General features: G+C 38.8%; 25 protein-coding genes. 17 read left to right on the forward strand and 8 right to left on the reverse strand.

Annotated features, from left to right (window positions below; all coding sequences use genetic code 11):
• Positions 1-34 precede the first annotated feature (34 nt).
• The 7 genes from ABWU87_RS02695 (at position 35) to ABWU87_RS02725 (ending at position 5,803) form a co-directional block, all read left to right on the forward strand.
• A complete protein-coding gene (locus tag ABWU87_RS02695; RefSeq protein ID WP_353333044.1) occupies positions 35-430 on the forward strand; it encodes a DUF4783 domain-containing protein in 396 nt (131 codons plus the stop codon).
• A complete protein-coding gene (gene nadC, locus ABWU87_RS02700; RefSeq protein WP_353333046.1) occupies positions 423-1,262 on the forward strand; it encodes a carboxylating nicotinate-nucleotide diphosphorylase in 840 nt (279 codons plus the stop codon). Before ABWU87_RS02695 ends, nadC begins: the two co-directional genes overlap by 8 nt.
• A gap of 362 nt (positions 1,263-1,624) precedes the next feature.
• The gene (locus ABWU87_RS02705; protein WP_353333047.1) at positions 1,625-2,182 is read left to right on the forward strand and encodes an RNA polymerase sigma factor; all 558 of its coding nucleotides are present in this window, start codon (positions 1,625-1,627) and stop codon (positions 2,180-2,182) included.
• The gene (locus ABWU87_RS02710; protein ID WP_353333049.1) at positions 2,169-3,266 is read left to right on the forward strand and encodes an outer membrane beta-barrel protein; all 1,098 of its coding nucleotides are present in this window, start codon (positions 2,169-2,171) and stop codon (positions 3,264-3,266) included. Before ABWU87_RS02705 ends, ABWU87_RS02710 begins: the two co-directional genes overlap by 14 nt.
• Before the next feature lie 31 nt (positions 3,267-3,297).
• Positions 3,298-3,822, forward strand: coding sequence for a DUF4943 family protein (locus ABWU87_RS02715; RefSeq protein WP_353333051.1), 525 nt, complete (start codon positions 3,298-3,300; stop codon positions 3,820-3,822).
• The gene (locus ABWU87_RS02720; protein ID WP_353333052.1) at positions 3,823-4,806 is read left to right on the forward strand and encodes a hypothetical protein; all 984 of its coding nucleotides are present in this window, start codon (positions 3,823-3,825) and stop codon (positions 4,804-4,806) included.
• 49 nt (positions 4,807-4,855) lie between these two features.
• Positions 4,856-5,803, forward strand: a complete 948-nt coding sequence (locus ABWU87_RS02725; protein ID WP_353333054.1) for an NAD(P)H-dependent flavin oxidoreductase — start codon at positions 4,856-4,858, stop codon at positions 5,801-5,803.
• Positions 5,804-6,228: 425 nt separating this feature from the next.
• On the opposite strand, the gene ald is transcribed toward ABWU87_RS02725, so the two are convergent.
• Positions 6,229-7,335: an alanine dehydrogenase gene (ald, locus tag ABWU87_RS02730; RefSeq protein ID WP_353333056.1), complete on the reverse strand. Its 1,107-nt coding sequence runs from the start codon at positions 7,333-7,335 to the stop codon at positions 6,229-6,231.
• Positions 7,336-7,589: 254 nt separating this feature from the next.
• Here ald and ABWU87_RS02735 point away from each other — a divergent pair, with 254 nt between their 5' ends.
• The gene (locus ABWU87_RS02735) at positions 7,590-8,963 is read left to right on the forward strand and encodes an ammonium transporter (RefSeq protein ID WP_353333058.1); all 1,374 of its coding nucleotides are present in this window, start codon (positions 7,590-7,592) and stop codon (positions 8,961-8,963) included.
• 152 nt (positions 8,964-9,115) lie between these two features.
• Here ABWU87_RS02735 and ABWU87_RS02740 read toward each other — a convergent pair whose 3' ends face one another.
• Positions 9,116-9,976: a TIGR01777 family oxidoreductase gene (locus ABWU87_RS02740; protein ID WP_353333059.1), complete on the reverse strand. Its 861-nt coding sequence runs from the start codon at positions 9,974-9,976 to the stop codon at positions 9,116-9,118.
• A gap of 136 nt (positions 9,977-10,112) precedes the next feature.
• Between ABWU87_RS02740 and ABWU87_RS02745 the strand changes: the two genes are divergently transcribed.
• The 3 genes from ABWU87_RS02745 to ABWU87_RS02755 all read left to right on the forward strand — a co-directional run bounded on the left by ABWU87_RS02745 (position 10,113) and on the right by ABWU87_RS02755 (position 15,281).
• Positions 10,113-11,756 (forward strand): M23 family metallopeptidase, encoded by a 1,644-nt coding sequence (locus ABWU87_RS02745; RefSeq protein WP_353333060.1) that lies wholly within the window; start codon positions 10,113-10,115, stop codon positions 11,754-11,756.
• Between the two features lie 27 nt (positions 11,757-11,783).
• Complete coding sequence (locus tag ABWU87_RS02750; protein WP_353333062.1) at positions 11,784-13,421, forward strand: C69 family dipeptidase; 1,638 nt, start codon at positions 11,784-11,786, stop codon at positions 13,419-13,421.
• A 114-nt stretch (positions 13,422-13,535) separates the two neighbouring features.
• Positions 13,536-15,281 carry a phospho-sugar mutase gene (locus ABWU87_RS02755; RefSeq protein WP_353333063.1) on the forward strand — a complete coding sequence of 582 codons (1,746 nt, stop codon included), beginning with the start codon at positions 13,536-13,538 and terminating at the stop codon, positions 15,279-15,281.
• A gap of 77 nt (positions 15,282-15,358) precedes the next feature.
• Here the strand turns inward: ABWU87_RS02755 and ABWU87_RS02760 are convergent, their stop codons facing one another.
• Both ABWU87_RS02760 and ABWU87_RS02765 read right to left on the reverse strand, forming a co-directional pair.
• Positions 15,359-15,727, reverse strand: a complete 369-nt coding sequence (locus ABWU87_RS02760) for a hypothetical protein (RefSeq protein ID WP_353333065.1) — start codon at positions 15,725-15,727, stop codon at positions 15,359-15,361.
• A 44-nt stretch (positions 15,728-15,771) separates the two neighbouring features.
• On the reverse strand, positions 15,772-16,251 hold the full coding sequence (locus tag ABWU87_RS02765; RefSeq protein ID WP_353333067.1) for a cytidine deaminase: 480 nt from the start codon (positions 16,249-16,251) through the stop codon (positions 15,772-15,774).
• A 105-nt stretch (positions 16,252-16,356) separates the two neighbouring features.
• Here ABWU87_RS02765 and ABWU87_RS02770 point away from each other — a divergent pair, with 105 nt between their 5' ends.
• The gene (locus tag ABWU87_RS02770; protein ID WP_353333069.1) at positions 16,357-17,259 is read left to right on the forward strand and encodes a glucosaminidase domain-containing protein; all 903 of its coding nucleotides are present in this window, start codon (positions 16,357-16,359) and stop codon (positions 17,257-17,259) included.
• A gap of 54 nt (positions 17,260-17,313) precedes the next feature.
• On the opposite strand, the gene ABWU87_RS02775 is transcribed toward ABWU87_RS02770, so the two are convergent.
• Positions 17,314-18,888 carry an Rne/Rng family ribonuclease gene (locus ABWU87_RS02775; protein WP_353333070.1) on the reverse strand — a complete coding sequence of 525 codons (1,575 nt, stop codon included), beginning with the start codon at positions 18,886-18,888 and terminating at the stop codon, positions 17,314-17,316.
• A gap of 269 nt (positions 18,889-19,157) precedes the next feature.
• Positions 19,158-19,433, reverse strand: a complete 276-nt coding sequence (locus ABWU87_RS02780; RefSeq protein WP_353333071.1) for an HU family DNA-binding protein — start codon at positions 19,431-19,433, stop codon at positions 19,158-19,160.
• A 164-nt stretch (positions 19,434-19,597) separates the two neighbouring features.
• On the opposite strand from ABWU87_RS02780, the gene mutY reads away from it, so the two are divergent.
• From mutY to ABWU87_RS02805, 5 genes are all read left to right on the forward strand, one after another.
• Positions 19,598-20,638, forward strand: a complete 1,041-nt coding sequence (mutY, locus tag ABWU87_RS02785; RefSeq protein WP_353333073.1) for an A/G-specific adenine glycosylase — start codon at positions 19,598-19,600, stop codon at positions 20,636-20,638.
• An 84-nt stretch (positions 20,639-20,722) separates the two neighbouring features.
• Complete coding sequence (locus tag ABWU87_RS02790) at positions 20,723-21,166, forward strand: single-stranded DNA-binding protein (protein WP_353333075.1); 444 nt, start codon at positions 20,723-20,725, stop codon at positions 21,164-21,166.
• A 99-nt stretch (positions 21,167-21,265) separates the two neighbouring features.
• Complete coding sequence (gene gldE, locus ABWU87_RS02795; RefSeq protein ID WP_353333077.1) at positions 21,266-22,606, forward strand: gliding motility-associated protein GldE; 1,341 nt, start codon at positions 21,266-21,268, stop codon at positions 22,604-22,606.
• Positions 22,584-23,174, forward strand: a complete 591-nt coding sequence (locus tag ABWU87_RS02800) for a gliding motility protein GldD (protein ID WP_353333079.1) — start codon at positions 22,584-22,586, stop codon at positions 23,172-23,174. Before gldE ends, ABWU87_RS02800 begins: the two co-directional genes overlap by 23 nt.
• 4 nt (positions 23,175-23,178) lie before the next feature.
• Positions 23,179-23,814 carry a 4'-phosphopantetheinyl transferase family protein gene (locus ABWU87_RS02805; protein ID WP_353333081.1) on the forward strand — a complete coding sequence of 212 codons (636 nt, stop codon included), beginning with the start codon at positions 23,179-23,181 and terminating at the stop codon, positions 23,812-23,814.
• 529 nt (positions 23,815-24,343) lie between these two features.
• Here the strand turns inward: ABWU87_RS02805 and ABWU87_RS02810 are convergent.
• The gene (locus tag ABWU87_RS02810) at positions 24,344-25,438 is read right to left on the reverse strand and encodes a PKD domain-containing protein (protein WP_353333083.1); all 1,095 of its coding nucleotides are present in this window, start codon (positions 25,436-25,438) and stop codon (positions 24,344-24,346) included.
• Between the two features lie 5 nt (positions 25,439-25,443).
• Positions 25,444-26,577 (reverse strand): DUF5074 domain-containing protein, encoded by a 1,134-nt coding sequence (locus ABWU87_RS02815; protein ID WP_353333084.1) that lies wholly within the window; start codon positions 26,575-26,577, stop codon positions 25,444-25,446.
• Between the last annotated feature and the right edge of the window lies 1 nt (position 26,578).

Here is a 26,578-nt window from a genome sequence, read left to right on the forward strand (position 1 = left end):
TCCATAACTTTGCAAAGTATTAATGCTCATTGATATGAAAAAACAAATCCTTTTAATGTTATCGGCTATGATGTTCTGTACGGTTTTTGCCCAGGTGCAGGATATTACTTCCGGACTGGAAACAGCTTTCAGAAAAGGAAGTGCACAGGATTTACTTCCGTTTTTAGGCAATCAGGTAGTTATGATTATACGTAATAACCCTCAGAGCGTGAACAAAACTGAAGCTCAACAGAAGATGGCGGACTTCTTTTCGGCCAATAAAGTGACCGGCTTTTCGGTCAATCATCAGGGAAGCCGGAATGAGTCGGGCTTTATAATTGGAACATTGAATACGGTGAACGGCCCTTTCAGGGTGAACTGTTTTTTTAAGAAGAGCGGCAACAATCCAGCACTGATTCATCAAATAAGAATAGATAAGACAAATGAATGATTTAATTGACAGATTAATAGATCTTGCCTTCGCTGAAGATATAGGCGATGGCGACCATACAACTCTATCGTGTATTCCAGCCACTGCAATGGGGAAATCAAAACTTCTGATTAAAGAAGAAGGTGTACTTGCAGGAATTGAGATTGCAAAAGAAATATTTCACCGTTTCGATCCAGAATTGAAGGTGGAAGTTTTTATAAATGATGGAGCGGAAGTGAAATCAGGTGATGTAGCAATGATTGTAGAAGGTAAAATTCAGTCTTTGTTGCAAACAGAACGATTGATGCTGAATGTTATGCAGCGTATGAGCGGTATCGCAACTACAACCCGTAAATATGTAAAAGCATTGGAAGGTACTAAAACCAGAGTGCTGGATACCCGCAAAACAACTCCGGGATTGCGTATGCTTGAAAAAGAAGCAGTTAAAATTGGTGGAGGGGTAAATCACCGTATTGGTCTTTTTGATATGATCCTATTAAAGGATAACCATGTAGACTTTGCCGGTGGCATTGACAAGGCCATTAACCGAGCTAAACAATATTGCAAAGAGAAAGGTAAAGATCTGAAAATTGAAATTGAGGTACGCAATTTTGATGAAATACAGCAGGTTCTTGATTTAGGCGGCATTGATCGTATTATGCTTGACAATTTCAACATCAGAGATACCCGTAAAGCTGTAGAAATGATTGGCGGTAAATTCGAAATAGAATCCTCAGGCGGTATCACTTTCAAAACACTTCGTGATTATGCTGAATGTGGAGTGGATTTCATCTCTGTAGGAGCACTTACCCATTCTGTAAAAGGACTTGATATGAGTTTTAAAGCTTGCTAAAGATTTTATAGCAAATCTTTTTTGATTAATAACAGATGGAGCTGTCTTATTTTAAGGCAGCTCTTTTTATTTTGTAGGTGTGCATGATTAAAGACAGTTTTTTATTATTAGAACCTCTTATCGGAATCAACTTTATTCTATAAATACACAACTAATGAACAGAGCTGAACGATTGAAAAAATAATGGTAATATTACTAAGTCTGAAAAGTTAATTCTGAAACATCTTTTCCCTTTTGTTTGTTATTGATATATAAATATAAGTTAAAAATAGAATTTTCTTCTTTATTTCATGCAGCATTTATAATTTCACGGAGTTAAATAGATAGACAACGCAAAACAGTCTATAAAAACACAAGTAAAGTTGAAAGATGAGTTTGAACTGGTAAAAGGATGTCGGGCTGGAAATAACGAAGCCCGGAAGGGGCTTTACACCCTTTATTCCAAGAGGCTGCTTGCTGTTTGTTACCGCTATACCGGTGATATGGATGTGGCGCACGATATTTTGCACGATGGTTTTATAAAGATATTTAAATCAATCTCTAAATTTGATTATCGTGGAAATGGGTCTCTCGGATTATGGATGGGACGTATAATGGCTAATCTTTCACTTGACTATCTGCAAAGAAAGAAAAAAATGCAAGAGTTGATTGTTCAGGAAGAAGAACTGCCAGATGTGATTGATTTACCTGAAAAGGAGTTGTATGAAGGAATTTCGGATGAACAGTTGATGCTTTTTGTAACAGAACTACCGGCAGGTTATCGAACAGTATTTAATTTATATGTGTTCGAAGAAAAGACGCACAAAGAGATAGCAGCTATGCTTAGTATAAACGAGCATTCTTCCACCTCCCAGCTTTATAGAGCCAAATGTATGCTAGCAAAGAGAATTAAAGAATATATCAGCAATGAAGAAAAATGAAGATGAAATAACAGAATTGTTCCACTCGCGACTGAAGAATTATGAGATTCCGTTGCAAAAGGATATGTGGGATGACTTGGAAAGTGAACTTTCCCAATCTTCGTCTCACAGGATGTATTCAATCTGTTTGATTGCAGCTGCAGCTGTTTTTTTAATATTGGTTGCCTGCTCGGCAGCAGTTTGGATGTTTACTCCACGTCAACCAATATCTTCTGCATTGTCTGATGCATCCGCGCCTGCTGTAAAGAAGAACGTCCAAGTAATAAAAAAGGAGAAAACTTCTTTGAATATCCCGGTTACTGAAGTTAAGGAGACCTCCGTGTCTGAATCTGAAGAAATACTGGTTGCAGATACTTCTTTAAATACTGAAAAGAGTGATTTGGCGTCAATAGAGACATTGTCGGTTGTTCAACAGAAAGATACGGGTAACAGAATGGAGAATAGCATGTTGGCCGAAGTGAAGCAAAATACTGATGAAGAGATAAAACCTCACTTTGAAAGTGACTGGTCATTCGGAGTTACCGCATCCATCGGTGGAGGTAAAGAGCTTACTAAGATAGGTGATGATCAACATCAGCTTAACATTAACCATAAAACTCCTCTTACCCTGGGATTATCAGTAAGTAAAAAGCTTATTAATAATCTGACTCTTGAAAGCGGATTGAATTATACGGTTACTCATTCTGATATAACAGATAATAATGCGTCTACCGTTACCAATCAGACAATCAAGTATGTGGGAATACCTTTGAAGCTTAACTGGACCCTTATAAATAAAAGAAAATTTGATCTGTATCTGTCAGGAGGAGCATTAATGGAAGAATGTGTTTCTGCTAAAGACAGAATTAAATATTATACAGGGAGCAGACTGACAGAAACTGAAGAAAAATCGCTTGCATTGAACGGGATGCAGTTCTCTTTTACTTCTTCTATTGGTTTTCAGTACAATGCTTCCGAAAGTCTTGCTGTTTATGCAGAGCCGGGTATCGCCTATTCACTGAGTGATCACACTTCGGCTTATACACTCAGAAATAACCGACCGGTTAATTTATATGTAAGTTGTGGAGTAAAGGTAATGTATTAGCTACATTGGAAACACTAAAAGAATCGGTACAATGAAGAATGTAATAAGGATATTATTAGTAGGATTCTTTCTCTTTACGGGATGCAAAGGGGATGAGGTGAATTTTGATAATCCAGATCCGGAAACCTTTGTAAAACAGATAAAGTCCGGTAATTATAATACCAGAAGTCCGTTTGGTTTTGTGGAAGTTCCGGTGTTTGCAAAAAAAGATATTCCCGAATTAATTACTCATGTCAAAGATATGTCACATGTAGCATCTTTCCCGGTTAATGTTGGAGCTGTTTATGGACCATATGCTAATTACAGGTTAGGAGAGTGTGTGCTGTGGACAATAGAATCCGCGAGGGTAGGACGTTATGCGTCGTTCGGCTGCAAGCTTATTCATAAAAATGTGAATAAACATCTTCAATATGCATTTCTTACAGATAGAGAAGTAAAGAAAGTAGCCGATTTATATATTAAATGGTGGGAGAGAGTGATGAGTCGACCTGATTATGCTCAAACAGATCCTTTTCAAGAAAATCCTTTGGAAGGTTCAGAATATTGTTGGAATTAAATGATTAAAAGGATATATCTGTTTTTGTTGTTTTTGTTTTTTGGACTGACTGTTTCAATTGCACAGCAGCGCACTGACACATTAAAAAGAAAAAAAACTGTCCAGACCAGTGAATTATCTCCCGAAAAAGAAATCTATATTAACCCGGATGCCCTGAAATCAATCAATCTGGGAGCTCCACGTATATCTCCATCTTCAAATTCAATCGGAAGTTCCACCGAAATAAAGGATCTTACCAATAAGATTCTTGGTAAGGTAAACACCAATTTAGAAGAAGGAAGGCCAATGCTAGGCTTTTCATGCTTTGGAACCAGTCTGGTAAACATGAAGCGTAAAGGATTATCTGTCAATGCTATGGCTTTCACACCTCAGAAAACTCAGGTAGGTAGAGGTATGGTTATCAATAGTGATGCAATTAAACCCCGTTACCTTGCCCCGGATAGAATTGCGGCAATGGCTGGCCCCTCTTCAAGACCAGCTTTTTCGTTCAGTGCAGAAGATATGCTTCAGTCAATTTTTCGTAAAACGCCAAAAGATTACTGGACCCATTATGCAGATTTGTCAAAAGGTTCTTATAATATTGAAACTGAAATGCCCGAAGAGCTTGTAAAAATCAGAATGACTGATGTGGCTATGATGGATTCTTTGATTCGTTCCTCTCATAAAAAGTACAAAATTGTCTACCTCTTTTGCAAAGACAAAGACTTAGCTAAGCAGAATTTCCCCGAAGTGGCTAAGTTTGTAGATACTAGGAAAAGTGATTTCGAACTATTTCCCATTTCTGAACGCGATCAGAAGGAGGGAACTGCCTGTATTGCCAAATATCTTCATAAAGCGGCTTATTACAATCCGGTTTATGTGATGACAGGGAAAAACAGGGAAAGTATGATTCTGATGCTTGACCAGAATAACCAGGCTATTTCTTTGCTGGCTTGTGATGAAAGCATATCTAAAAAACTGGAAGAACTGAAACTTTTGCCATAGCTTTTTTCTTAATCTGTTTATTTCAGCTAAATTTGAAAATAAAAAGCTTATGAACAGAATTTGTAACCTGTTTGGAATTAAATATCCCATAATTCAGGGTGGAATGGTGTGGTGCAGTGGTTGGCGCCTTGCCTCGGCAGTGAGTAATGCAGGAGGCCTGGGACTAATTGGTGCTGGTTCCATGCATCCGGAAGTTCTTCGCGAACACATTAAAAAATGTAAGGAGGCTACCAATAAACCGTTTGGCGTAAATATTCCATTAATGTATCCGCAGATAGACGAAATCATGAAGATTGTGGTCGATGAAGGTGTGAAGATTGTCTTTACCTCGGCAGGCAATCCTAAAAACTGGACAAATTATCTGAAAGAAAACGGCATCAAGGTGGCTCATGTGGTCTCTAGTGCCAAGTTTGCCGAGAAGTGCGAAGCTGCTGGTGTCGATGCTATCGTAGCTGAAGGCTTTGAAGCTGGAGGACATAACGGAAGAGAGGAAACCACAACTTTGTGTCTCATTCCTTCTGTAAGAAAAGCTACTGTGCTTCCTCTGATTGCTGCTGGTGGAATAGGCTCGGGTGAAGCAATGCTGGCGGTTATGGCTCTCGGTGCCGAAGGGGCTCAGATGGGAACGCGTTTTGCACTTACAACTGAAAGCTCTGCACATTCTCTTTTTAAAGAATACTGCCTAAGCCTGAGCGAGGGTGATACTAAGCTTTTGCTCAAGAAACTCTCTCCAACCCGTTTGGCTAAAAGTAAATTTTTCTCAGAGGTGGAAGAGGCTGAGGCTCGTGGTGCATCTGTAGAAGAAATGCGCGAACTTCTGGGTAGAGGAAGGGCAAAGAAAGGCATCTTTGAAGGTAATCTGGAAGATGGTGAACTGGAAATAGGTCAGATTTCATCACTGATTCATGAGATTCAGCCGGTAAGCGAAGTGATAAAAGAGATTATCTGTGAGTTTAACTGTTCTCATCAGAAAATATCAGAGCTTTCTTCATTCTGAGTGGCTCAGGTTCAATCTACCTCTCCATATAATTGTTTTTTTAAAGTCACGCAAGTCGCGCAAGTCACTCAAAAGTTTGTATCTGACTGCAAATCAATATTGTGCAGGTGCGTGACTTTGTGTGTGACATCGATAATATTTACACAAAGTCACACGCTTTACACAGGGGTGCTTTTCTCTGAAAGCTAGAGAAACATACTTTTCGGTAAAGAAATAGCTGAACTAAATGTTTTTCTGAAGAAGAGTTTATTTTCTCTTTACGTGAATTTCTCTCTACACCCGGGTGTACAGTATGCGTACACCCGGATGGAGAATATAGTTACACCCGGATGTACAAGTGTTGTACACCCGGGTGGAGAAAAGGATTTACCATTATGATATACAATAATATCGGCCGGAGAATAAAGACTCTCCGCGGTTTGTGATTATAGTTCTACCGGTTCATAATTTAATCCGAAAGTATCTGCTACAGCTGGATAAGTTACTTTTCCCTTAACTATATTCAGGCCCAATTTCAGGCTTGTATCTTCACGGCATGCTTTTTCCCAACCTTTTTCAGCCAGCATTAACACATAAGGGAATGTGGCGTTGGTTAATGCAAGGGTAGAGGTAAATGGCACAGCCCCGGGAATATTAGCAACACAATAGTGCATTATTCCGTCTACTAGATATTGAGGATCGGCATGAGTTGTTGGGTGCGATGTTTCAAAGCATCCACCTTGATCAATTGCTACGTCCACCAGAAGGCTTCCTTTCCGAAGATGTTTCAACATATCTCTTGTTATCAGATGCGGAGCTTTTGCACCAGGTATTAATACTGCGCCAATAACCAGGTCTATAGTGGGTAATTCTTCTTCAATGTTATGTTGAGAAGAGAAAAGAGTTTTCACATTTGGAGGCATCACTTCGCTAAGATACCTCAATCGGGGGAGAGAAATGTCTGTAATAACTACGTCCGCGCCCATTCCAGCAGCCATTAACGCTGCATTTGTTCCAACAATTCCACCTCCAAGCACAAGCACTTTGGCAGGTTTTACTCCGGGAACACCGCTGATCAACAGTCCTTTTCCTCCCTGAGGCTGCTCAAGAAAACGTGCTCCAACCTGCACGGACATTCTTCCTGCAACTTCCGACATAGGTATTAAAAGCGGCAATGATCTGTCTTCTTTCTCAACTGTTTCATAGGCAATGCAGATAGCTCCGCTTTCTATCATAGCATATGTTAGTTCTCTTTCAGAAGCAAAATGAAAATAGGTGAAAATAACCTGATTGGGTTTGATTAATTTATACTCCGATTCAATGGGCTCTTTAACTTTTACAATCATTTCGGCAATATCGTAAACCTTTTCAATGCTGGAAAGAATATTTGCACCTGCAGCAACGTATGCTTCATCATCAAAACCACTGTTCACCCCTGCATTATGCTGCACGTAAACGGTATGACCTCTTTTGACTAATTCTTTAGCTCCACCCGGAGTAAGTGAGACCCTGTTCTCGTTGTTTTTGATCTCTTTTGGTATTCCAATAATCATAGTGTTAGATTTTTAAGTTAAACTTGGCGAAAGATACACTATTTTTTGATAAAGTGTTATTCTCAATCCTATTTTTTATTTTGTCTATTTGATGTAATTATTAAGATTAAGTAGCAAAAAGATTTAAATATATATATTATAATTTCATAATGATTAGTATATTTGCAAAAATAATATCAAAATGATGGCCTATAGCTTAAATTTATTGCTTCGTGCTATTTGATATAGGTATAATGAGTAAAAAAGTTTAGAGGATGAAGAAAAAATGGATTGTAATGATGGCGGTAATTGTCATCATAAGTGTGATTGGAGTATTTACTCCGGAGAAAGCGGGGTTATGGGAACCTGATGCTAAAGTTAACTATACAGATGTAACCTGGATGATTACCGCTACTATTTTTGTTTTAATGATGACTCCCGGTTTATCCTTCTTTTATGGAGGTATGGTACGGCAGAAGAACGTAATTTCTACAATTCTTCAAAGTTTTATAGCAATGGGAGTGATCAGTGTAATTTGGGTGGTTTGTGGCTTTAGTCTTGCTTATGGTAATGATATAGCCGGTTTTGTAGGTAACCCCATGACATTTTTTATGTTTAATGGTGTCGGAGCCAAAACTGACCAAGTACTTTCTCCTACAATACCATTGGCGTTGTTTGCTTTGTTTCAAATGAAATTTGCCATAATTACCCCATCACTTATTACCGGTTCATTTGCTGAACGGGTTCGTTTTTCTGCTTATCTGGTTTTTATGGCTCTGTTTTGTATTTTTGTTTATTGTCCACTTGCCCATTGGACCTGGCATCCTCATGGTTTTCTGCGTCAGTTGGGAGTCGTTGATTTTGCCGGAGGTATAGTTGTGCACGCCTCTTCCGGAGTCGCTGCTTTGACTGGTGCTTTGTTCTTAGGAAAACGTAATGACCAAGGCGGAGATAGAACACCGGCAAACATTGCTTTAGTTATTTTAGGAGCATCCATGCTTTGGCTGGGATGGTTTGGTTTTAATGCAGGGTCCTCGCTTGCAGCCAACAGCATTGCTGTTAAAGCATTTTTAAATACAAATACTGCTTCGGCAACGGCTATGTTGGTATGGGTGTTTTTTGATTGTTTACGTGGTCGTAAATCTTCGGCTATGGGAGCTGCCATTGGAGCGGTTGTGGGAATGGTGGCTATTACACCTTCGGCCGGATATGTTACTGTGGGACAAAGCATTTTTATTGCTTTTGTTACAACTATTGTCTGCAATGTGGCTGTGCACTGGAAAAATTACAGTTCTGTAGATGATGCTTTAGATGTTTTTCCTACACATGGAGTTGGAGGTATTATAGGCACAATTCTTACTGGAATCTTTGTTAATGGCCTTTTAGCAGGGAATATCCATGTTTTTCTGATTCATGTATTAGCCGTCATAATTGTGGGGGGATATACTTTTGTTGTAACATATGCTCTTTACTGGTTAACAGATAAAATGGTACCAATGCGGGTTTCGGCTAAAAGTGAGCATCTCGGTCTGGATCTTAGTCAACATAATGAGAGTTATGGAGCTCATTGGGGAGAACGAGAACTTGCAGAATATTTTGAGATTGAGGAAGCTAACCAACAACTGCTAATGCAGCCTTCCACAGAATAAAAAATACTATTGGGAATTTCTATATGAACAGATATTCTTGTTACCCTTTTATATAGAGTATTGACAGTTTTTGAAAATTAAAAAAAAAGGACTGCATTGTCAAATAGATGCAGTCCCTTTATAGTACATATAAATCAATAATTTAATTTTTTTTAGTGACATAACTCCCTTAGTGCCGTTTTAATTTCCGGAAATTGGAACATGAACCCGTAGTTGAGTAGCTTATAAGGAAAAACCTTTTGTCCTTTAGTGAAAATGGATGCCCTTTCTCCATACATCAGTTTGAAGAGTAATGATGGAATGCTTAAAAAAACCGGACGGTGACTCTCTTTAGCCATGCTATAAGTAAATATCAGATTGTCGCACATTTGGGGAGCTGTGCAATTTATTACACCTTTGATTTTCTTTGTATTAATAATAGTCCAGAATATCTCAAGTAAATCTTTTAAATGAATCCATGAAAACCCCTGATTGCCTGATGCAATTCTTACTCCTGCAAACAGGCGGAAGGGTAGTGCCATTTTGGGAAAAGCACCGCCATCTTTACTTAATACAACCCCTAAACGTGGAATTACAAGGCGAACGTCATCATGTATTTTCCTGGCCTCTGCTTCCCATTCCTGACAAACTTTTGAAAGAAATCCTTCATCGTATGCTCCTTCTCTTTCACTCCATATTTCTTTCTTGTCAGTATAGATACCTACTGCTGAAACAGAAATAAACACCTCAGGCTTATTTCCTAGTTCATTAATGGCCTGAACCAGAGTACGGGTTGTCTTAACCCGGCTATCTCTGATTTTAAGTTTGTTTGTCTTTGACCAGCGGCAATTGATCGAAGCGCCTGCCAGATTGATTATCGCATCACATCCGTTCAACAGAGCTATTAAATCTAATTTACGCTCCGGAAGCAAATCTTCCCTCCTGATGGCTTGTACGTCAGCTCCTTTACTTATTAAGAAAGCTGTAAGGTGTCTCCCTATAAATCCTGTACTTCCTGTAATAGCTACTTTCATAATATTATTAACTTCTTAATTAGATAACGTTTAAAGAGGTTATTATGTTGAACAGTTGTGAATAATATTTATAATGATTATGTGCTTTGAATAAAAAACTGTAAGTTTGCAACTGTTGGAAATTGTATTAGTTTTAATGAAAAGATATATTATTGCTCTAATGTTGTTTGCCGGACTTCCGCTTACAGCGCAGGAGTCAAGAAAGGCTGAATTTGTACCGCCTTTAAATCCTCCTCTGATTTTAAGTGGGAATTTTGGGGAATTGAGAGCAAACCATTTTCACCGCGGACTCGATTTTAAGACCCAAGGATTAACCGGACTACCTGTTTACAGTATTGCCGATGGGTATATATCTAAGATATGCGTCTCTTTAGGCTCGGGATATATGTTGCATGTAAGGCATAATAATGGATATACTTCCATTTATCGCCACATGATGGGTTTTGTAAATTATATTACAGCTTATACTGAAAATTATCAGTATGAGCATGAACAGGATGAGGTCAGTATCGATTTGCCTTCGGATAAATTCCCAGTAAAGGCGGGGCAACAAATTGGGTGGAGCGGTAATGAAGGTTATTCTTTCGGGCCACATTTGCATATGGACTTATTGAATACGGAAACCGGTGATGTGGTAGATCCGCTTCAGTTTTATGTCAATGTGATAAAAGACACCAAGGCTCCTGTGGCTCAGGCTGTGATGCTTTTTCCTCAGAGAGGCAAAGGAGTGGTGAATGGTAAGCAAACCAATGTTTCGTTCCCTCTTTCAAAGAAGAGTGTACTCGAAGCATGGGGAGAAATAGGTGCCGGAATAAAAGCCTTTGATTTTATGGACGGTGTGTATAATCATTATGGAGTTCATTCGGTTGCTCTATGTGTAGACGGAAAACTGATAGCCTCAAGTCACATGGATTATTTTTCGGATAATGAAAACGGATATGTAAATTCGAGTACATATCTGGGTTATATGAAATGTTTCCGCGACCCGGGTAATAAACTGCGGGTTTTGAGGACTGATGATAAAAACGGGATTATAACAATTGATGAAGAACGTGATTATAAGTTTCTGTTTATCCTGAAAGATGTTTATGGAAATACTTCAAAATGCACTTTCACAGTAAGAGGACGCAAACAGGCTATTCCGAAATGGGATACTGGAGATAAGAGGATTATCAGGTGGGATGAATTGAATATTTTGCAGGAGCCTGGGGTTAAACTAACAATACCTAGGGGAATGGTGTACCAGGATGAGCCTGTAAACTTCAAGGTTATGGATGTTCCCGGAGCTGTCTCGTCAGATTGTCAGTTGCATAGTGTGGCTTTGCCTTTGCATGCTCCTTGCGAATTGCAGATTGGAATAAGGAATATGGTAACTCCGGACACGAACAAATATTATATTGCCCAGAAAAGAGGGAAGGGATATCGTTCCTTAGGAGGGAAATTTATTAATGGATTTGTTTGTGCAGATATAAAAGAACTGGGAACCTATGCTGTGAAAGTGGATACAATCCATCCGGTAGTGGCACCCGTAGGAAAGAGTTTCTGGGGAAAAACCGGAATCGTCTCTTTTTCTATTTATGATAAACAGACCGGTATCAAATCCTACAAAGGAAAAATTGACGGAAAGTTTGCGCTTTTTCATTTAAGAATGATGAATTCCCGCCTTAGCTGCAGGCTCGATTCGAGAAAAGTGCAGAAAGGCATCAGACATACAATTGAATTGCTGGTAACTGACAATTGCGGCAATTCTACATTATATCGTGATACATTTATATGGTAGAATAATTAATAGCTATAATAGTAATATATGAATAAAAGACTCTTGACTTTTGCTTTCTTGCTGATAGCAGCACTGGCAAAAACTTTTGCCTGTACTAATCTGATTGTAGGAAAAAATGCTTCTGTTGATGGATCAACCATTGTTTCTTACTCTGCCGATTCTTATGGCATGTACGGATACCTATGTCATTATCCGGCAGCTACGTATTCACAAGGAACCATGCTGGATATACATGAATGGGATACCGGAAAATATCTGGGAAAGATAGAACAAGCCAAAAGGACCTATAATGTGATTGGAAACATGAACGAGTTTCAGTTGACTATTGCCGAAACTACTTTTGGTGGACGCCCGGAACTTGTTGATTCAACCGGAATTGTTGATTATGGAAGTTTAATCTATATTACCCTTCAGCGCGCACGTACCGCCAGAGAAGCTATTCAAATAATGGATAATCTGGTACAAGAATATGGATATTACAGCAGTGGAGAATCATTCACTATCGCCGACCCGAACGAAATATGGGTAATGGAGATGATCGGTAAAGGACCAGGTATTCGTGGAGCAGTATGGGTTGCAGTACGCATTCCTGATGATTGTATTTCGGCTCATGCAAACCAGTCGCGTATCCATCAGTTTAATATGGACGACAAAGAGAATTGCATGTACTCTTCGGATGTAATATCATTTGCTCGCGAGAAGAAATATTTCAATGGAGTGAATAAAGATTTTAGTTTTGCCGATGCTTATGCTCCGATTGATTTTGAAGCTCGTCGCTTTTGTGAAGCCAGAGTATGGAGCTTTTATAGAATGTTCAATCCGGAGATGGATAAGTATTTAAGTTACATTCAAGGCACTACTACCGAGCCAATGCCTCTTTATATAAAAGCCCCCAAGAAAATATCTGTACAGGATATTAAGAATGCCATGCGTGATCATTACGAAGGAACTCCGCTTGATTTAACAAAAGACTTTGGTGCAGGCCCTTTCAAGAGTCCATACCGTCTTTCTCCACTCACATTCAAAGTCGGAGATCAGCAATATTTCAATGAACGTCCCATTTCGACACAGCAAACCGGGTTTACATTCGTGGCACAAATGAGAGCTGATAAACCCGATGCCGTTGGTGGTGTGCTTTGGTTTGGAATGGATGATGCTAACATGACAGTATACACTCCGGTGTATTGTTGTACAGACAAAGTGCCTGACTGTTATGCTCAGGGCAAAGGCGATTTTCTTACTTTTTCATGGGAGTCTTCATTCTGGGTATTCAACTGGGTGTCGAATATGATCTATCCGCGTTATAGTTTAATGATCGATGATATGCGTGCAACTCAGAAAGAACTGGAAAATGGATTTAATACCTCTCAGGAAGCGATTGAGGCAACCGCCACAAAGATGCTTGAGACCGATCCGGCCAAAGCAAAAGCATTTCTTACCAATTATTCGGGTATGACCGCACAGACTACAACAGAAACATGGAAGCGCCTTGGCGAATTCCTGATCGTTAAATATAACGATGGAGTAGTGAAACGTATGAAAAACGGTAAATTTGAAAGAAATTCTATTGGGCAACCTGCTCCAGTGATTAGACCGGGATATCCGAAGGATTTTCTGGAAGAGATAGCAAAAACGACAGGTGACCGTTATAAAGTACTTGAATAAGAAATCGTTTAACTCAAAAAGTTAATTGATTAGATAGGAAATATGAGTTGAAAAACTTATTTTTGTATAATTATTAAACTTCTGAAAATAATAATATAAAATAGAAATAGACGTATGAGTAATGAGGAATTAATAAAATTCGTTACAGAGAAAGCAATGAAATGGCTGACTCCGGCTTATGATGCAGAGACACAATCTGAAGTAAAAAGAATGCTCGAAAATGAGGATAAGACAGATTTAATTGAATCTTTCTACAAAGATCTGGAATTTGGAACCGGCGGTTTACGTGGTATTATGGGAGCAGGCAGCAACCGGATGAATATCTATACTGTTGGTGCTGCAACCCAAGGACTGTCTAACTATCTGAATAAGTCTTTCAGCGAATTGAAACAGATTTCGGTAGTTATTGGTCACGATAGCCGTAACAACAGTCGTAAGTTTGCCGAAATTTCTGCAAATATCTTTTCTGCTAACGGTATCAAAGTATATCTGTTTGAAGATCTTCGCCCAACTCCTGAAATGTCGTTTACTATTCGTCACTTGGGATGTCAGAGTGGTATCATCCTCACTGCTTCTCATAACCCGAAGGAATACAATGGTTACAAAGCATATTGGGATGATGGGGCTCAGGTACTGGCACCACACGATGCAGGTATTATTGATGAAGTGAATAAAGTAGCTTCAGCGGCCGATATCAAATTTGAAGGAAATCCGGCATTGATTGAAATCATTGGAGAAGAGATCGATAAAGCTTATCTGGATAAGGTAAAAACTGTATCAATCGACCCGGAAGTAATTGCTCGTCATAATGATTTAAAGATTGTATATACTCCGATTCACGGTACAGGTGTGCATATCGTACCTCGTGCGTTGAAAATGTGGGGCTTTACTAATATTATACCTGTTCCTGAACAAAACGTGATTAGCGGTGATTTCCCAACCGTGAAATCTCCTAATCCGGAAGAACCGGTTGCATTGTCAATGGCTATTGAAAAAGCAAAGGAAACCGATGCAGACTTAGTTATGGCTTCCGATCCGGATGCTGACCGCGTAGGTATTTCATGTAAAGACGATAAGGGAGAATGGGTACTGATTAATGGCAATCAGACATGTTTGATGTACCTTTATTATATCATTACTCAGTACAAGGCGTTGAATAAGATTAAGGGTAACGAGTTTGTGGTAAAAACAATCGTTACAACTGAGCTGATTAAGACAATAGCCGATCGTAACAACATTGAGATACTTGATTGTTACACCGGATTCAAGTGGATTGCTCGCGAAATCCGTCTGCTTGAAGGTAAAAAAGTATATATTGGTGGGGGAGAAGAAAGCTACGGATTCCTTGCTGAAGATTTTGTTCGTGACAAAGATGCTGTTTCGGCCTGTTGTTTGATCGCTGAAGTTGCTGCATGGGCAAAAGATAATGGCAAAACACTATATCAGCTTCTTCAGGATATTTATGTTGAATACGGATTCTCCAAAGAGAAAGGTATTTCTGTTGTGAAGAAAGGTAAGAGTGGTGCCGAAGAAATTAAGCAGATGATGGCTGATTTCCGTAATAATCCTCCTAAAGAAATGGCTGGTTCTAAAATTGTTCTTTATAAAGATTTTAATGCTTTGAAACAAACTAATGCAGCTGGCGAACAGAGTAACCTGGATATGCCCGAGGCATCGGATGTTTTGCAATACTTTACTGAAGATGGAAGCAAGGTCTCTATTCGTCCTTCAGGAACAGAACCTAAGATTAAATTCTATATTGAAGTGAAAGGTGAAATGAAATCTCGTGAAGAATTTGATGACGCAAATGAAAAGGCAGACGAAAAAGTTAAAGCCGTGATGACTTCACTTGGAATCTAAATAAACATGATACTTTATAAAAAAAGCTGCCTCCATAATGGAAGCAGCTTTTTTTTATTGAAGACTCATTTGAGAAGTTATTTTTTGCAGCTACAGCTATTATCAAAGGTAAGGCTTTCATTCCCTTGTTCCTGAGATATCAATATGGAGTTCTCAAAGTGAAATATTGTATTTACGGAGTACCATGTCATTATATAAAGTTGCTCCTTATAATACAGTGTTTCGTGTAATATCTTATCCTTATCATAAAAGAAGGCTGATTTATATGGCTTTCCAAAAATGGAAATCAGCTCTGCTTTACTCATGCCCGGTTTTATCTTATCACTTGTTACAAATATGCTTTTGGTATCATCATTTCGAATAAATGAACCTTTATTCTCTATTTGTGAAGTTACACAACCAGATAATGATACAGAGAATAATAGCAATAAACAGATCTTTTTCATATTATTTTCCTATTTAATATAAGACATTTGATTGCTAATTGAAACTACTCCATTGCCGAAGCATCAAAAGAGAGCGGAAGCAGATCTTCAATCCCTTCAATCAGATAAATGCAATTTTTTCCATAAAGCAAAATGCGGATAGGTTTTCCAAAACGTTTTTCTGTTTCGAGGATTACCTGACGACAAGCACCACAAGGAGGAATAGGAGTTTCTATATAATCACGCTCAGTGCGAGCTGCAATAGCGAGTGTTTTTACTGCTGATTCAGGATATTGAGAATTGGCATAAAAAAGTGTGGTACGTTCGGCGCACAAACCCGAAGGGTAGGCAGCGTTTTCCTGATTAGTACCTGTGACAGTTATTCCGTTTTCAAGTAAAGCGGCAGCTCCGACAGAGAATTTGGAATAGGGTGCATAGCTGCGTTTGGTTGCCTCTTTCGATTGGTCGATCAATCTTTTATCTTCGTCATTCAGTTCGTCGTATTGGCATATTTTTATAACAGACTTGATTAGTAGTTCTTTCATACCTGCGTAGTTTTAAAGGTTTGATAAACAAAGTTAATAAAAGAGATTGGTTTATTCGATTATTTTTATGAATTTTGTGCTTTGAACCAGAATTAAACATAGATTATGAAACTCTCCCGATTGTTATTTGTTTTTGCAGTGTCTACAGCATATTCAGGTATGATGCAGGCACAATTCAGAAACCCCAAATACGTGGCATACGTTAAGCAATACAGTAGCTTAGCAGTGAAGCAGATGAGAACTTACAAAATTCCTGCTAGTATAACTCTTTCACAGGGATTACTTGAATCTGGCGCCGGTGAAAGCACATTGGCAAAAGAATCGAATAACCATTTTGGCATTAAATGCGGTGGGCGATGGAATGGTCCGAGCGTGCTTCATGATGATGATGCCCGTAATGAGTGTTTCCGGGCATACGAGCACCCTGGAGCTTCCTATGAAGATCATTCCAAATTCCTTGTATCAGGTTCACGTTATGCATTCCTGTTTAATTATGAAGTAACCGATTATAAGAGTTGGGCAATTGGTTTAAAGAAAGCCGGATATGCAACAGATCCATCTTATGCAAACCGTCTGATTACCATCATAGAAGATTATGAACTCTATAAATATGACAGGGAGGGACTGGGAAAAGCTGTACGCGATAAAAAGGAATTGGTGATATTCAATTCGCATCAGGCTTATATTGCTAACGATTTACTTTATGTAGTTGCTCGTCGTGGTGATACCTTCGAGAGTATTGCAAAAGAATTTGAAACCTCAGCGCGTAAGCTTATAAAGTATAACGACCTTCAAAAGGGATACACCCTCGAAGAAGGAGATATTGTTTATCTGCATGCCAAGAAAAAACATGCCGCAGAAAAGTATAAGGTTCACGTAGTGCGTGAGGATGACTCTATGCACAGCATTTCTCAACGTTATGGTATTCGCCTTAAAAACTTATACGAACTCAATGCTAAGCCAGGTGAATATGTACCTCAGGTAGGCGATCTTATTTGGTTGCGTTAGTTTTAAAATGCAATTTAAAATAAAAGGCTGTCCATTTGGGCAGCCTTTTGTTTTTTACTTGATTTCGATTTCTTCTTTCATATCAATTTCTTCGCCATTTGAATCGTAGAATAGATATTCCAGGAAGGCGAGTTTTTGATTAGGAATAATCTTAATACCAAATCCGTATTTTATTTGCCACTTATGTTTCAAGGATATTAATCCCTGATTAACATACGCTGCAATATACGGGTGGATGTGCAGAGTGAATTTCTTTACCTTTAGTTTATTTACCAGGTAATCAATTTTATTCTCTAAATTATCTGTAAAGAGGATAGAAGGCTTAATGGTCCCTTTACCGAAACAGGTGGGGCAGGTTTCGCTTGTGTTTACATCCATGGCAGGACGGACACGTTGGCGAGTGATCTGCATCAAACCAAATTTACTTAGTGGCAAAATGTTATGTTTGGCCCGATCCAGTTGCATATTGGCACACATTCTTTCGTAAACTTTTTGCCGATTTTCAGGTTCATTCATATCGATGAAGTCTATGACGATAATTCCTCCCATATCCCTGAGACGAAGTTGTCTTGCCAATTCATCGGCCGCTCCGAGGTTAACTTCCAAAGCATTTCCTTCCTGGCTGTTGGTTCCTTTTGCGCGGTTACCGCTGTTCACATCGACCACATGAAGAGCTTCTGTATGTTCGATAATCAGATATGCACCACTTTTGTAGGAAATAGTCTTTCCAAATGAGGATTTTATTTGTTTGGTGATACCGAAATTATCGTAGATTGGAAGCTGTCCTTTATACAACTTTACGATTTCAGCCCTTTCAGGGGCAATAAGTGTAACGTAATCCTTTATCTCTTCATATACGTTTTTATCGTTGATGTATATGTTTTCGAAAGAAGGATTAAACAAATCACGAAGCAATGCAACAGTGCGACTAGTCTCCTCATAAACAAGAGTAGGAAACTTGGTTGCTTTCTGAACTTTTGTGATGCTCTCTTCCCAATGTTTTAGAAGAACCTTGAGTTCTCCATCAAGTTCGGCAACCCTTTTACCTTCTGCTACTGTGCGCACAATAACACCAAAGTTCTTTGGTTTAATGCTTTGCAGAAGTTGTTTTAACCGGGCACGCTCTTCACTTGATTTAATTTTTTGTGAAACAGAAACCTTGTCGTTAAAGGGGATAAGCACTAGATATCTTCCTGCGAATGAAATCTCTGCTGTAAGTCTTGGCCCTTTGGTTGAGATAGGTTCCTTTACAATCTGTACAACAACTTCCTGACCTACTTTTAAAACGTTGGAGATAGTTCCTTCTTTTTCTATGTCGGGAAGAACAGTTGCTTTGGCAATGGAATTAAGCTTTTTTCTGTCGCTTAGTGTTTGTTTTACGTACTTTTGTAGAGAATTAAATTGAGGACCTAAATCTAAATAATGAAGAAAGGCGTCTTTTTCGTAACCGACATCCACGAAGCAAGCATTTAAACCGGGCATTAATTTTTTTACGCGGCCTAAATACATATTACCCACAGAGAAGGAGATGTTTCTCCCTTCACTTTGAAGTTCCACCAGATTCTTGTCTTCAAGAAGTGCAATGGAAATTTCTTTGGGTTGTACGTCTACTACCAGTTCGCTTGTCACAATATCTTTCTTTATTAGTTAAGTGATGAACAGTAGATTAATATCTATTGTTCATTTGAAGTTCCTCTTTAAACAAAGAACAAACTTCCAAGACATTAGTCTCAACAAGTTTGTTCTTTATTTCTGTTATACAGACTAAAAATTATTTCTTGCTTTTATGTCTGTTCTTTCTTAGTCTTTTTTTACGTTTGTGAGTAGACATTTTATGTCTTTTCTTCTTCTTTCCGCTTGGCATAGCTTCAAAATTTTATGGTTAATACTCTTGTTAATTATTTCTTTACTGCAAGTGTAAATGTCTTCGCAGGCTTGAACGATGGGATATTGTGTTCAGGGATAATGATAGTTGTGTTCTTAGAAATGTTACGAGCTGTTTTCTGAGCTCTTTTCTTTACTACAAAACTACCAAATCCACGTAAATATACATTATCGTCGTTTGATAATGATTCTTTCACTGTATCCATGAATGCTTCAATTGTTGTAAGCACTGTAGTTTTATCAATACCGGTATTCTTGGCAATCTCGTTTACAATATCTGCTTTTGTCATTTTATTAAAAAATAAATGTTATAAGTACTTCTAATTTTTTGGAATGCAAATATATAGCTTTTTAGGTTCTCAAAAAAATATATCCTTAAGATTTTTCTAAAAAAGTAGGCTGATTCCCGTTTATTGCTTTACTTTTGTGGAGAAATGTTATTTTGATTTATGTGATGAGTGATTTTAGTAATAAACTTATAGACTGGTATTCAGTAAATAAGAGGGCTTTGCCATGGCGTGAGACGACTGACCCTTATTTAATATGGATTTCAGAAATCATTTTGCAACAAACACGGGTAGTGCAGGGATATGACTACTTTATCCGATTCGTTGAACGCTTTCCAACAGTAAAATCGCTTGCTGAAGCTGATGAAGACGAAGTGATGAAGTATTGGCAGGGATTAGGCTACTATTCCAGAGCCAGAAACCTTCATACTGCTGCAAAAAGCATCTTGGGTGACTTCCCTAAAAGTTACGATGAGATTCTTTCTCTGAAAGGAGTCGGTGAGTATACTGCTTCTGCAATTTGCTCTTTTGCCTACAACTTGCCGTATGCAGTAGTTGATGGAAATGTTTATCGGGTATTGTCGCGTTATTTGGGAATTGATACTCCGATTGATTCAACACAAGGAAAAAAGTTGTTTGCTTCTTTGGCAGCTGAACTGTTGGATAAATCGAATCCTGGAATCTATAATCAGGCAATTATGGATTTTGGTGCTATTCAATGTATCCCATCTTCTCCGGATTGCAATGTATGCCCATTGGTTGATAGCTGTATCGCTTTTGCCGAGAAACTAACACGTGTGCTCCCTGTAAAGCAAGGCAAGACAAAATCGTCAAATCGGTATTTTAATTATATATATGTACGCATGGGCGCGTATACCTTTATTAATAAGCGTAGCGGAAACGATATCTGGAAAAATCTGTTCGAGCTTCCGTTGATAGAGACAGAGCATCTGCTTAGTGAGGAGGAATTCTATGCTTTACCCCAATTTCAGCAATTATTTACTTCTGGTGAAGAGCCAATGATTCGTTGCCTGGAACGAAATGTAAAACATGTATTGTCCCATCGAATTATTATTACTAATTTTTATGAGGTTGTTTTGTCCGAACATTCAAAATCTTTTTCCAACTATAAGAAAGTCGCGATTAAGGATATTGACCAGTTTGCTGTGTCTAGATTGATACATCTCTTTCTTGAGAAATATTTGTAAATATCATCTGAATATTTGTTTGATGACTAATTTCTGCTTATTTTTGGGCAAAAGATGAACTAATAATTTTTAAAAACAAATCTTATGTCAGTTAATAAAGTGATATTGTTGGGAAACGTTGGGAAAGATCCTGATGTTAGGTATTTGGATAGTGGGGTAGCAGTAGCAAACTTTACTTTGGCAACATCCGAGAAAGGGTATACTTTGGCCAATGGCACTCAGGTTCCTGAAAGGACTGAATGGCATAATATTGTTTTATGGAGAGGATTGGCTGAAGTTGCTGAAAAGTATGTGCATAAAGGAGATAAATTGTACATTGAAGGAAAGATAAGAACTCGTTCTTATGATGATCCTAGTGGTGCCAAAAGATACATTACAGAAATATTTGCAGATAATATGGAGATGCTTAGTCCGAGAGGAGGAGCCCAACCAGGCAATGGAACTTATCAGGCGCCATCTCAAGGTGCACCGATGCAAGCTCAACAGGAGCCTGCACAAGAAAATCCTACAGATGATCTGCCTTTCTAAATTGATGAATTATGTATTTTGAAACATGAACCGAATGTATTTCTTGGTTCATGTTTCAAAATACATAATTCTTCCGATGTTTAACTAAATTCAAAATCTTTGGACTCAGATGCCTTTATATGCCAATTGGCTAATTTTATAAGCGGTATAACCGCACATACACCTTCTTTAGTTGCAGAATTAGAACTATTTATAGCCATATTGCTGTTAATTGTTTCAGGTTTTGTTTCTGCTTCAGAAACTGCCTTTTTTTCGCTTTCTTCCTCCGAACTAAATGTAATTGCACAGCGTAACCATTCTTCTGACAGAAAAATATCTTCGTTGCTGGAAAAATCCGATAGATTACTGGCTACTATTATAGTGACCAATTTGTTTGTCAATGTAGCCATTATCATGTTATTTAACGCTTTCTTTCTGAGCGTTTTTGATTTTGGTGAATACAAAATTATCGGAATCATTTTTTTGACTGTTGTAATCGCTACCATTTTATTACTTTTTAGTGAGATGTTGCCAAAAATATATTCTTCACAACGAAGCCTTTCTTTTTGTCGTTTTGGCGCTCCGATAATTAAAATACTGGAGTTTGTATTTTTGCCGCTTGTTCTGGTTATGACTCGTTCCACAACATTTGCCAATCGACACATGGCTCGGAAAGGATACAATATTTCGGTAGATGAACTCTCTCATGCTCTGGAGCTGACTGATGAAGAAGAGTTATCTGACGAAAAGCAGATCCTTGAGGGGATTATCCGGTTTGGCGGAGAGACAGCAAAAGAGGTGATGACTTCACGACTGGATATGGTCGATTTGAATATTAAGGCTACCTATAAAGAAGTACTTCAGTGTATTATTGATAATGCCTATTCAAGAATACCGGTGTATTCAGGATCAAGAGATGATATCAAAGGGATTCTATATATTAAAGATTTGCTTCCTCACCTGAATAAGAGCGATAATTTCCGTTGGCAATCTCTTATCCGTCCAGCCTATTTTGTGCCGGAGACAAAGATGATTGATGACTTACTTCGCGATTTTCAGGCCAATAAAATTCATATTGCGATTGTGGTCGATGAGTTCGGAGGAACTTCCGGGATTATCACCATGGAAGATATTATTGAGGAGATTGTTGGAGAAATCCATGACGAATATGATGAGGAAGAACGTAATTTTGTCAAGCTGGATAATCATAGTTATATCTTCGAGGCAAAGACTTTGTTGACTGATTTTTATAAGATTACAGATCTGGAAAATGATATCTTTGAAGAAATAGCAGGAGAGGCTGATACTCTGGCAGGTTTGTTGCTCGAAATTAAAGGGGAATTTCCCGCTCTACATGAGGTTCTGCATTATAAAGAATACGACTTTGAAGTCCTGAAAATGGATGAACGCCGCATTTTAAAAGTTAAATTTTCCATCAATGACAACGAAAGAGAAAACTAAACTATTTCAGGGAATATTTTCTTTTATACTGATACTTCTTTTAATGGAAGCATGTTCGCCCTCCAAAAAGAAAGAACCACTAAAAGTGTCCTTCCCGAAGGCTATATATGCCTTGTCAACAGACACTTTACCTTTTACGTTCGATATTTCTAATCAGGCAAAGCTTACCTGGCAAAAGAACAAACCTGGTGAGTATTTCTGCAATGTAGATTATCCTCAGCTGAATGCTAGGCTTTACTGCACGTTTCATTTGATAACACCCGATAAATTTCGCACTTTTGCCGAAGAGAGCCGCAAGATGGCTTATCAACACACTGCAGTTGCCACAGGTATAAAAGAGAAGGCTTATTCAAATGACACGGCTCATAGATACGGAATTCTATACGATATTCAAGGAAAAGTGGCAACCCCCATACAGGTTGCTTTGACTGATAGTAGTCATTACTTCTTTAATGCGTCTCTTTATTTTAATACAATAACCAATGCCGATTCCATTGCTCCGGTGGTGAACTATATCCGTCAGGATATTATCCGGATCATGGAGACGTTGACTGTAAAATCTCACTAAGCGTATGGCTGTTATTGAAAAATACATAGAAGATGATTGCTGTTGGGGAATCTGGAAGATGGAAGAAAACTTTGAGAATTTGCTTCAGCAGTTTAATAATCCCGCTCAGGTTTTAGAGCAGATGCAGCATCTAACAGCTCCTTTCAGGAGATTGGAGTGGCTCTCTGTCCGTGCTCTATTGAAAGACCTTTGCGGAGAAGAAAAACAGGTGAACTATCTTCCTAGTGGTAAGCCTTATCTGGCAGATCAATCTTACCAAATCAGCATCTCGCATACAAAAGGATATGTTGCGGTTATTCTCAATCCAGATAAAAGAGTTGGGATTGATATAGAGCAATATGGCGAAAGAATCCTGAAGCTTCGCTCCAAGTTTCTCAGCGAAAAGGAAATTGCTGCTATCTATTCTGATAAAGAGGTGCTTCACTTGTTGTTGCATTGGTCGGCAAAAGAGACCATGTTCAAGCTCTTGGGAGAAGAAGGGGTTGACTTTAAGGAGCATTTATTAATAGCCCCCTTTATGCCTGAGGATAATGGAAGGTTTGATGCCTGCGAAATGCGAACTGCTAAGCAACAGAAGTTTCGACTTCATTACAGAGTTCATTCGGATTTTGTAATTACTTGGAGCCAGCTTTCTCTTTAATTAGAGCCGGCCGAATTTTCTGCTTGTCGTTGCTGAGGAGAAATAGATTGTTCCCTGAAGGGTTAAACAATGCTCAATTAGTTCTTGAAATAAATGAGAGGTGGAGCAATTTACTGAAGGTATTTATAGACCAATATTCTTCTATTTTCTGTAATCACGACAGTACAGCCTACGCTACAACATATCCTTTGTAGTTTAATGTTCATCTTGCTCCTGCAATCAAAGAGAGATGAAACAATTTGGTGCAGCTGTTTATAGGCCAATATACTTTAAGTTCCTGTAATCATGACAGTTTTATCTATGCTGCAACATAATCCTTTAAAGTTTCATGCTCATTTCGCTTATGTAATCAGCTCCTGAGTAGAAACGGCTCGCTCCCGAATCCTTATAATGTAACTATATTCCAATATTAGTACTCGGCGAACTTTTTAGGATAGCACCTAATATATTAAATTACAGTTTGCTATATTTCAATGAGAGACGAAAATACCGTTCAAAAAACTTCAGTAAATCAGGTGGTAAAACGGGATTAACGGGTAACAACTATTTTCTGATTATTCGTTGCAGTCTTTATCAAATAGACTCCTCTGGCTGGTGTAAACTCAAAACTTTGCATCCCTCCTTCGTGATTCCACTGACCAACAACCGTTCCCTGTAGATTATAAGCTTGCACGATACAAGGATATTCTTCTTCAATGGTGAGACGCCCATCTTGATAAATCGCTTTGGAGTTATTACTCACCTGATTAATTGCCGTAAGTATAACGGATTCTCCCGTCAATTCGGGGTGAAGATCTTCAACTCCTGAAATTTCAGTGGAGATTTCGCCCACACCATTCTCTATGGCTTGGTTCACGGCTGTATAAATCCTAATAAAGTCAACGCCTTTTACCTTCACGCTGTTACCGTTTGCATCGACCGCCCAGTCCAGTTTCAGCTTGCACCCATCTGATATGTTTGGTTGATTATCAGCATAACCATACTCATACGAAGCCATAACCCACTTATTCAGATTACTGTCGAAAGTTCCGTTGTTCTGAAGCCGTGAACCTTGATAGGTCATTGTTTCTGCATTTATCCACTGAGGATAATATGCTTGTGTATGGAAAGTGTTGCGCAGTACGTATCCTTCTCCGGTCTTGTTGTCTGTCCATCTGACTTTATCAGTAGCATTCGCCGGTTTGTAATAGGTAATCTGGTAGTTGTGAATGGTATTCGGGTTATCATATTCCGACCCTTTCAGTTCGTACCAAGTATCGTTGGGCAAACCGTCCTTGTTTGTATCGGCTGATACAAGGACGATTCCCGGTTCTGCGCTTCCATCGAAGGCATTTCCCAGTACTTTGATATCATATTCGCCTTCCTTATTCGCAATTGTATGGTCAAATCCCACAGTTATATAACCGCCAAAAGCGCCTAAACTAACGGTATAATCCTGATTAAAGTAATCCAAGCATTTGGCACACATGGTAGCAGCATTGTCACCGCTTGTGTACGCCGGAAGCACATTCACGAATTGTCCCGGAGCAGGAACATATTCCAGCACCTTGGTTATGTAATATTTATTTTGAGCCTGACCTTGAATGGCAAGCAAAGTTATGATACTTAGTAGAATCTTTTTCATTGTTCCTATTTGTTTATAAACAATACAGAGTTTGGGTTTATGCCTTTTGCATCAATGGTGAATTTATGTACACCATTCTTGGAGAAGCAAACAATGCTTCCGTTGATTACGTAATTCTGCGCATCGCAGATGTAGATATCACCGTTGACCGGATTAACATCGATATGGTACGTACGGACAATCTTTGTTTCATCTTTAATAAAATTGTCATCAATAATCTCCCCCGTACGTGTATCCATCACCTGAATGGCTTCAATGTTCGAGTTGTAACTGTACATATAAGCCAGATGCCCGCTGATAGTAAAGCTCAGAATAGGCCGATCATATGTTTTAATCAGTTTATCTGTTTCGCTATCGATGCGATGCAGCCGACAGTTGTAATCGCCAATGGTATAATTGTAGCTGTCGCGCGAAACTACATAAACATTCCCCGATTCATCCGCATGAATGGTGCCCAGGTTGTTGCGAACCGTAATTCTCTTTGTTTCCGTAAAAGTCTCCGTGCTGATTACCGATACGGTATTATCCGGATTCTTTTCGTCCAGTCCACCCGAATTCGCCACATAAAGCTTGCCGTTTGCCACACAAATGCCGTCGGGATTGCGGCCAACTTTAACTATGCCGTCCACTTTTAATGTAGTAGTATCAATTCGTGCAACTGTTCCATCGAAGTTGCATGCATAGGCTTTATCCTTATAAAAGGCAAAGTAGCGGGGCTGACGGGCAATTCCTTCTTCGTTTATCAGAGGAATCTGTTTTAGCGAAACGCAATCGGAGGCATTCAGTACCTCTATCTGACTGGATACGTTTACCGCACAGTAAAGTTTGGAACCGTAACGCTGAAGGTCGTTGGCGGTATCGCCCAGCTTCCTGCCGTTCATCATCTTGAAGTAGTCGAAGCTAGTCTTGTCGCTTCCTCTTTTATCCTGATCCTGGAACGAGATCATTTGCCCTTTCCCGAAGTCGTAGCAGGAGAGGGTGCTGTTGTTCATGTTAAACAACCCCTCGCAAAGAATATAGATTCCCTTTGTTTCCGTTTCCATAGGGTGATCGCCCGTTTCTTGCCATACGATGGTGTCGTCGCAGGCGCACATCAACAGCGAAAGTAGGAGGATAATATGTAGAATACTTTTTTTCATA

It is taken from the genome of Bacteroides sedimenti, assembly GCF_040365225.1.
GTDB classification, from domain to species: Bacteria; Bacteroidota; Bacteroidia; order Bacteroidales; family Bacteroidaceae; genus Bacteroides; species Bacteroides sedimenti.

Coding starts and splice junctions, on each gene's coding strand:
- ald (WP_353333056.1), bottom strand. CDS start 7,335: ATGATTATTGGAATACCAAAAGAGATCAAAAACAACGAGAACAGGGTC.
- ABWU87_RS02715 (WP_353333051.1), top strand. CDS start 3,298: ATGAAGAATGTAATAAGGATATTATTAGTAGGATTCTTTCTCTTTACG.
- ABWU87_RS02755 (WP_353333063.1), top strand. CDS start 13,536: ATGAGTAATGAGGAATTAATAAAATTCGTTACAGAGAAAGCAATGAAA.
- ABWU87_RS02805 (WP_353333081.1), top strand. CDS start 23,179: ATGGCTGTTATTGAAAAATACATAGAAGATGATTGCTGTTGGGGAATC.
- ABWU87_RS02815 (WP_353333084.1), bottom strand. CDS start 26,577: ATGAAAAAAAGTATTCTACATATTATCCTCCTACTTTCGCTGTTGATG.
- ABWU87_RS02735 (WP_353333058.1), top strand. CDS start 7,590: ATGAAGAAAAAATGGATTGTAATGATGGCGGTAATTGTCATCATAAGT.
- ABWU87_RS02710 (WP_353333049.1), top strand. CDS start 2,169: ATGAAGAAAAATGAAGATGAAATAACAGAATTGTTCCACTCGCGACTG.
- ABWU87_RS02720 (WP_353333052.1), top strand. CDS start 3,823: ATGATTAAAAGGATATATCTGTTTTTGTTGTTTTTGTTTTTTGGACTG.
- ABWU87_RS02740 (WP_353333059.1), bottom strand. CDS start 9,976: ATGAAAGTAGCTATTACAGGAAGTACAGGATTTATAGGGAGACACCTT.
- ABWU87_RS02695 (WP_353333044.1), top strand. CDS start 35: ATGAAAAAACAAATCCTTTTAATGTTATCGGCTATGATGTTCTGTACG.
- ABWU87_RS02810 (WP_353333083.1), bottom strand. CDS start 25,438: ATGAAAAAGATTCTACTAAGTATCATAACTTTGCTTGCCATTCAAGGT.
- ABWU87_RS02765 (WP_353333067.1), bottom strand. CDS start 16,251: ATGAAAGAACTACTAATCAAGTCTGTTATAAAAATATGCCAATACGAC.
- ABWU87_RS02760 (WP_353333065.1), bottom strand. CDS start 15,727: ATGAAAAAGATCTGTTTATTGCTATTATTCTCTGTATCATTATCTGGT.
- nadC (WP_353333046.1), top strand. CDS start 423: ATGAATGATTTAATTGACAGATTAATAGATCTTGCCTTCGCTGAAGAT.
- ABWU87_RS02745 (WP_353333060.1), top strand. CDS start 10,113: ATGAAAAGATATATTATTGCTCTAATGTTGTTTGCCGGACTTCCGCTT.
- ABWU87_RS02790 (WP_353333075.1), top strand. CDS start 20,723: ATGTCAGTTAATAAAGTGATATTGTTGGGAAACGTTGGGAAAGATCCT.
- ABWU87_RS02780 (WP_353333071.1), bottom strand. CDS start 19,433: ATGACAAAAGCAGATATTGTAAACGAGATTGCCAAGAATACCGGTATT.
- mutY (WP_353333073.1), top strand. CDS start 19,598: ATGAGTGATTTTAGTAATAAACTTATAGACTGGTATTCAGTAAATAAG.
- ABWU87_RS02770 (WP_353333069.1), top strand. CDS start 16,357: ATGAAACTCTCCCGATTGTTATTTGTTTTTGCAGTGTCTACAGCATAT.
- ABWU87_RS02800 (WP_353333079.1), top strand. CDS start 22,584: ATGACAACGAAAGAGAAAACTAAACTATTTCAGGGAATATTTTCTTTT.
- ABWU87_RS02725 (WP_353333054.1), top strand. CDS start 4,856: ATGAACAGAATTTGTAACCTGTTTGGAATTAAATATCCCATAATTCAG.
- ABWU87_RS02750 (WP_353333062.1), top strand. CDS start 11,784: ATGAATAAAAGACTCTTGACTTTTGCTTTCTTGCTGATAGCAGCACTG.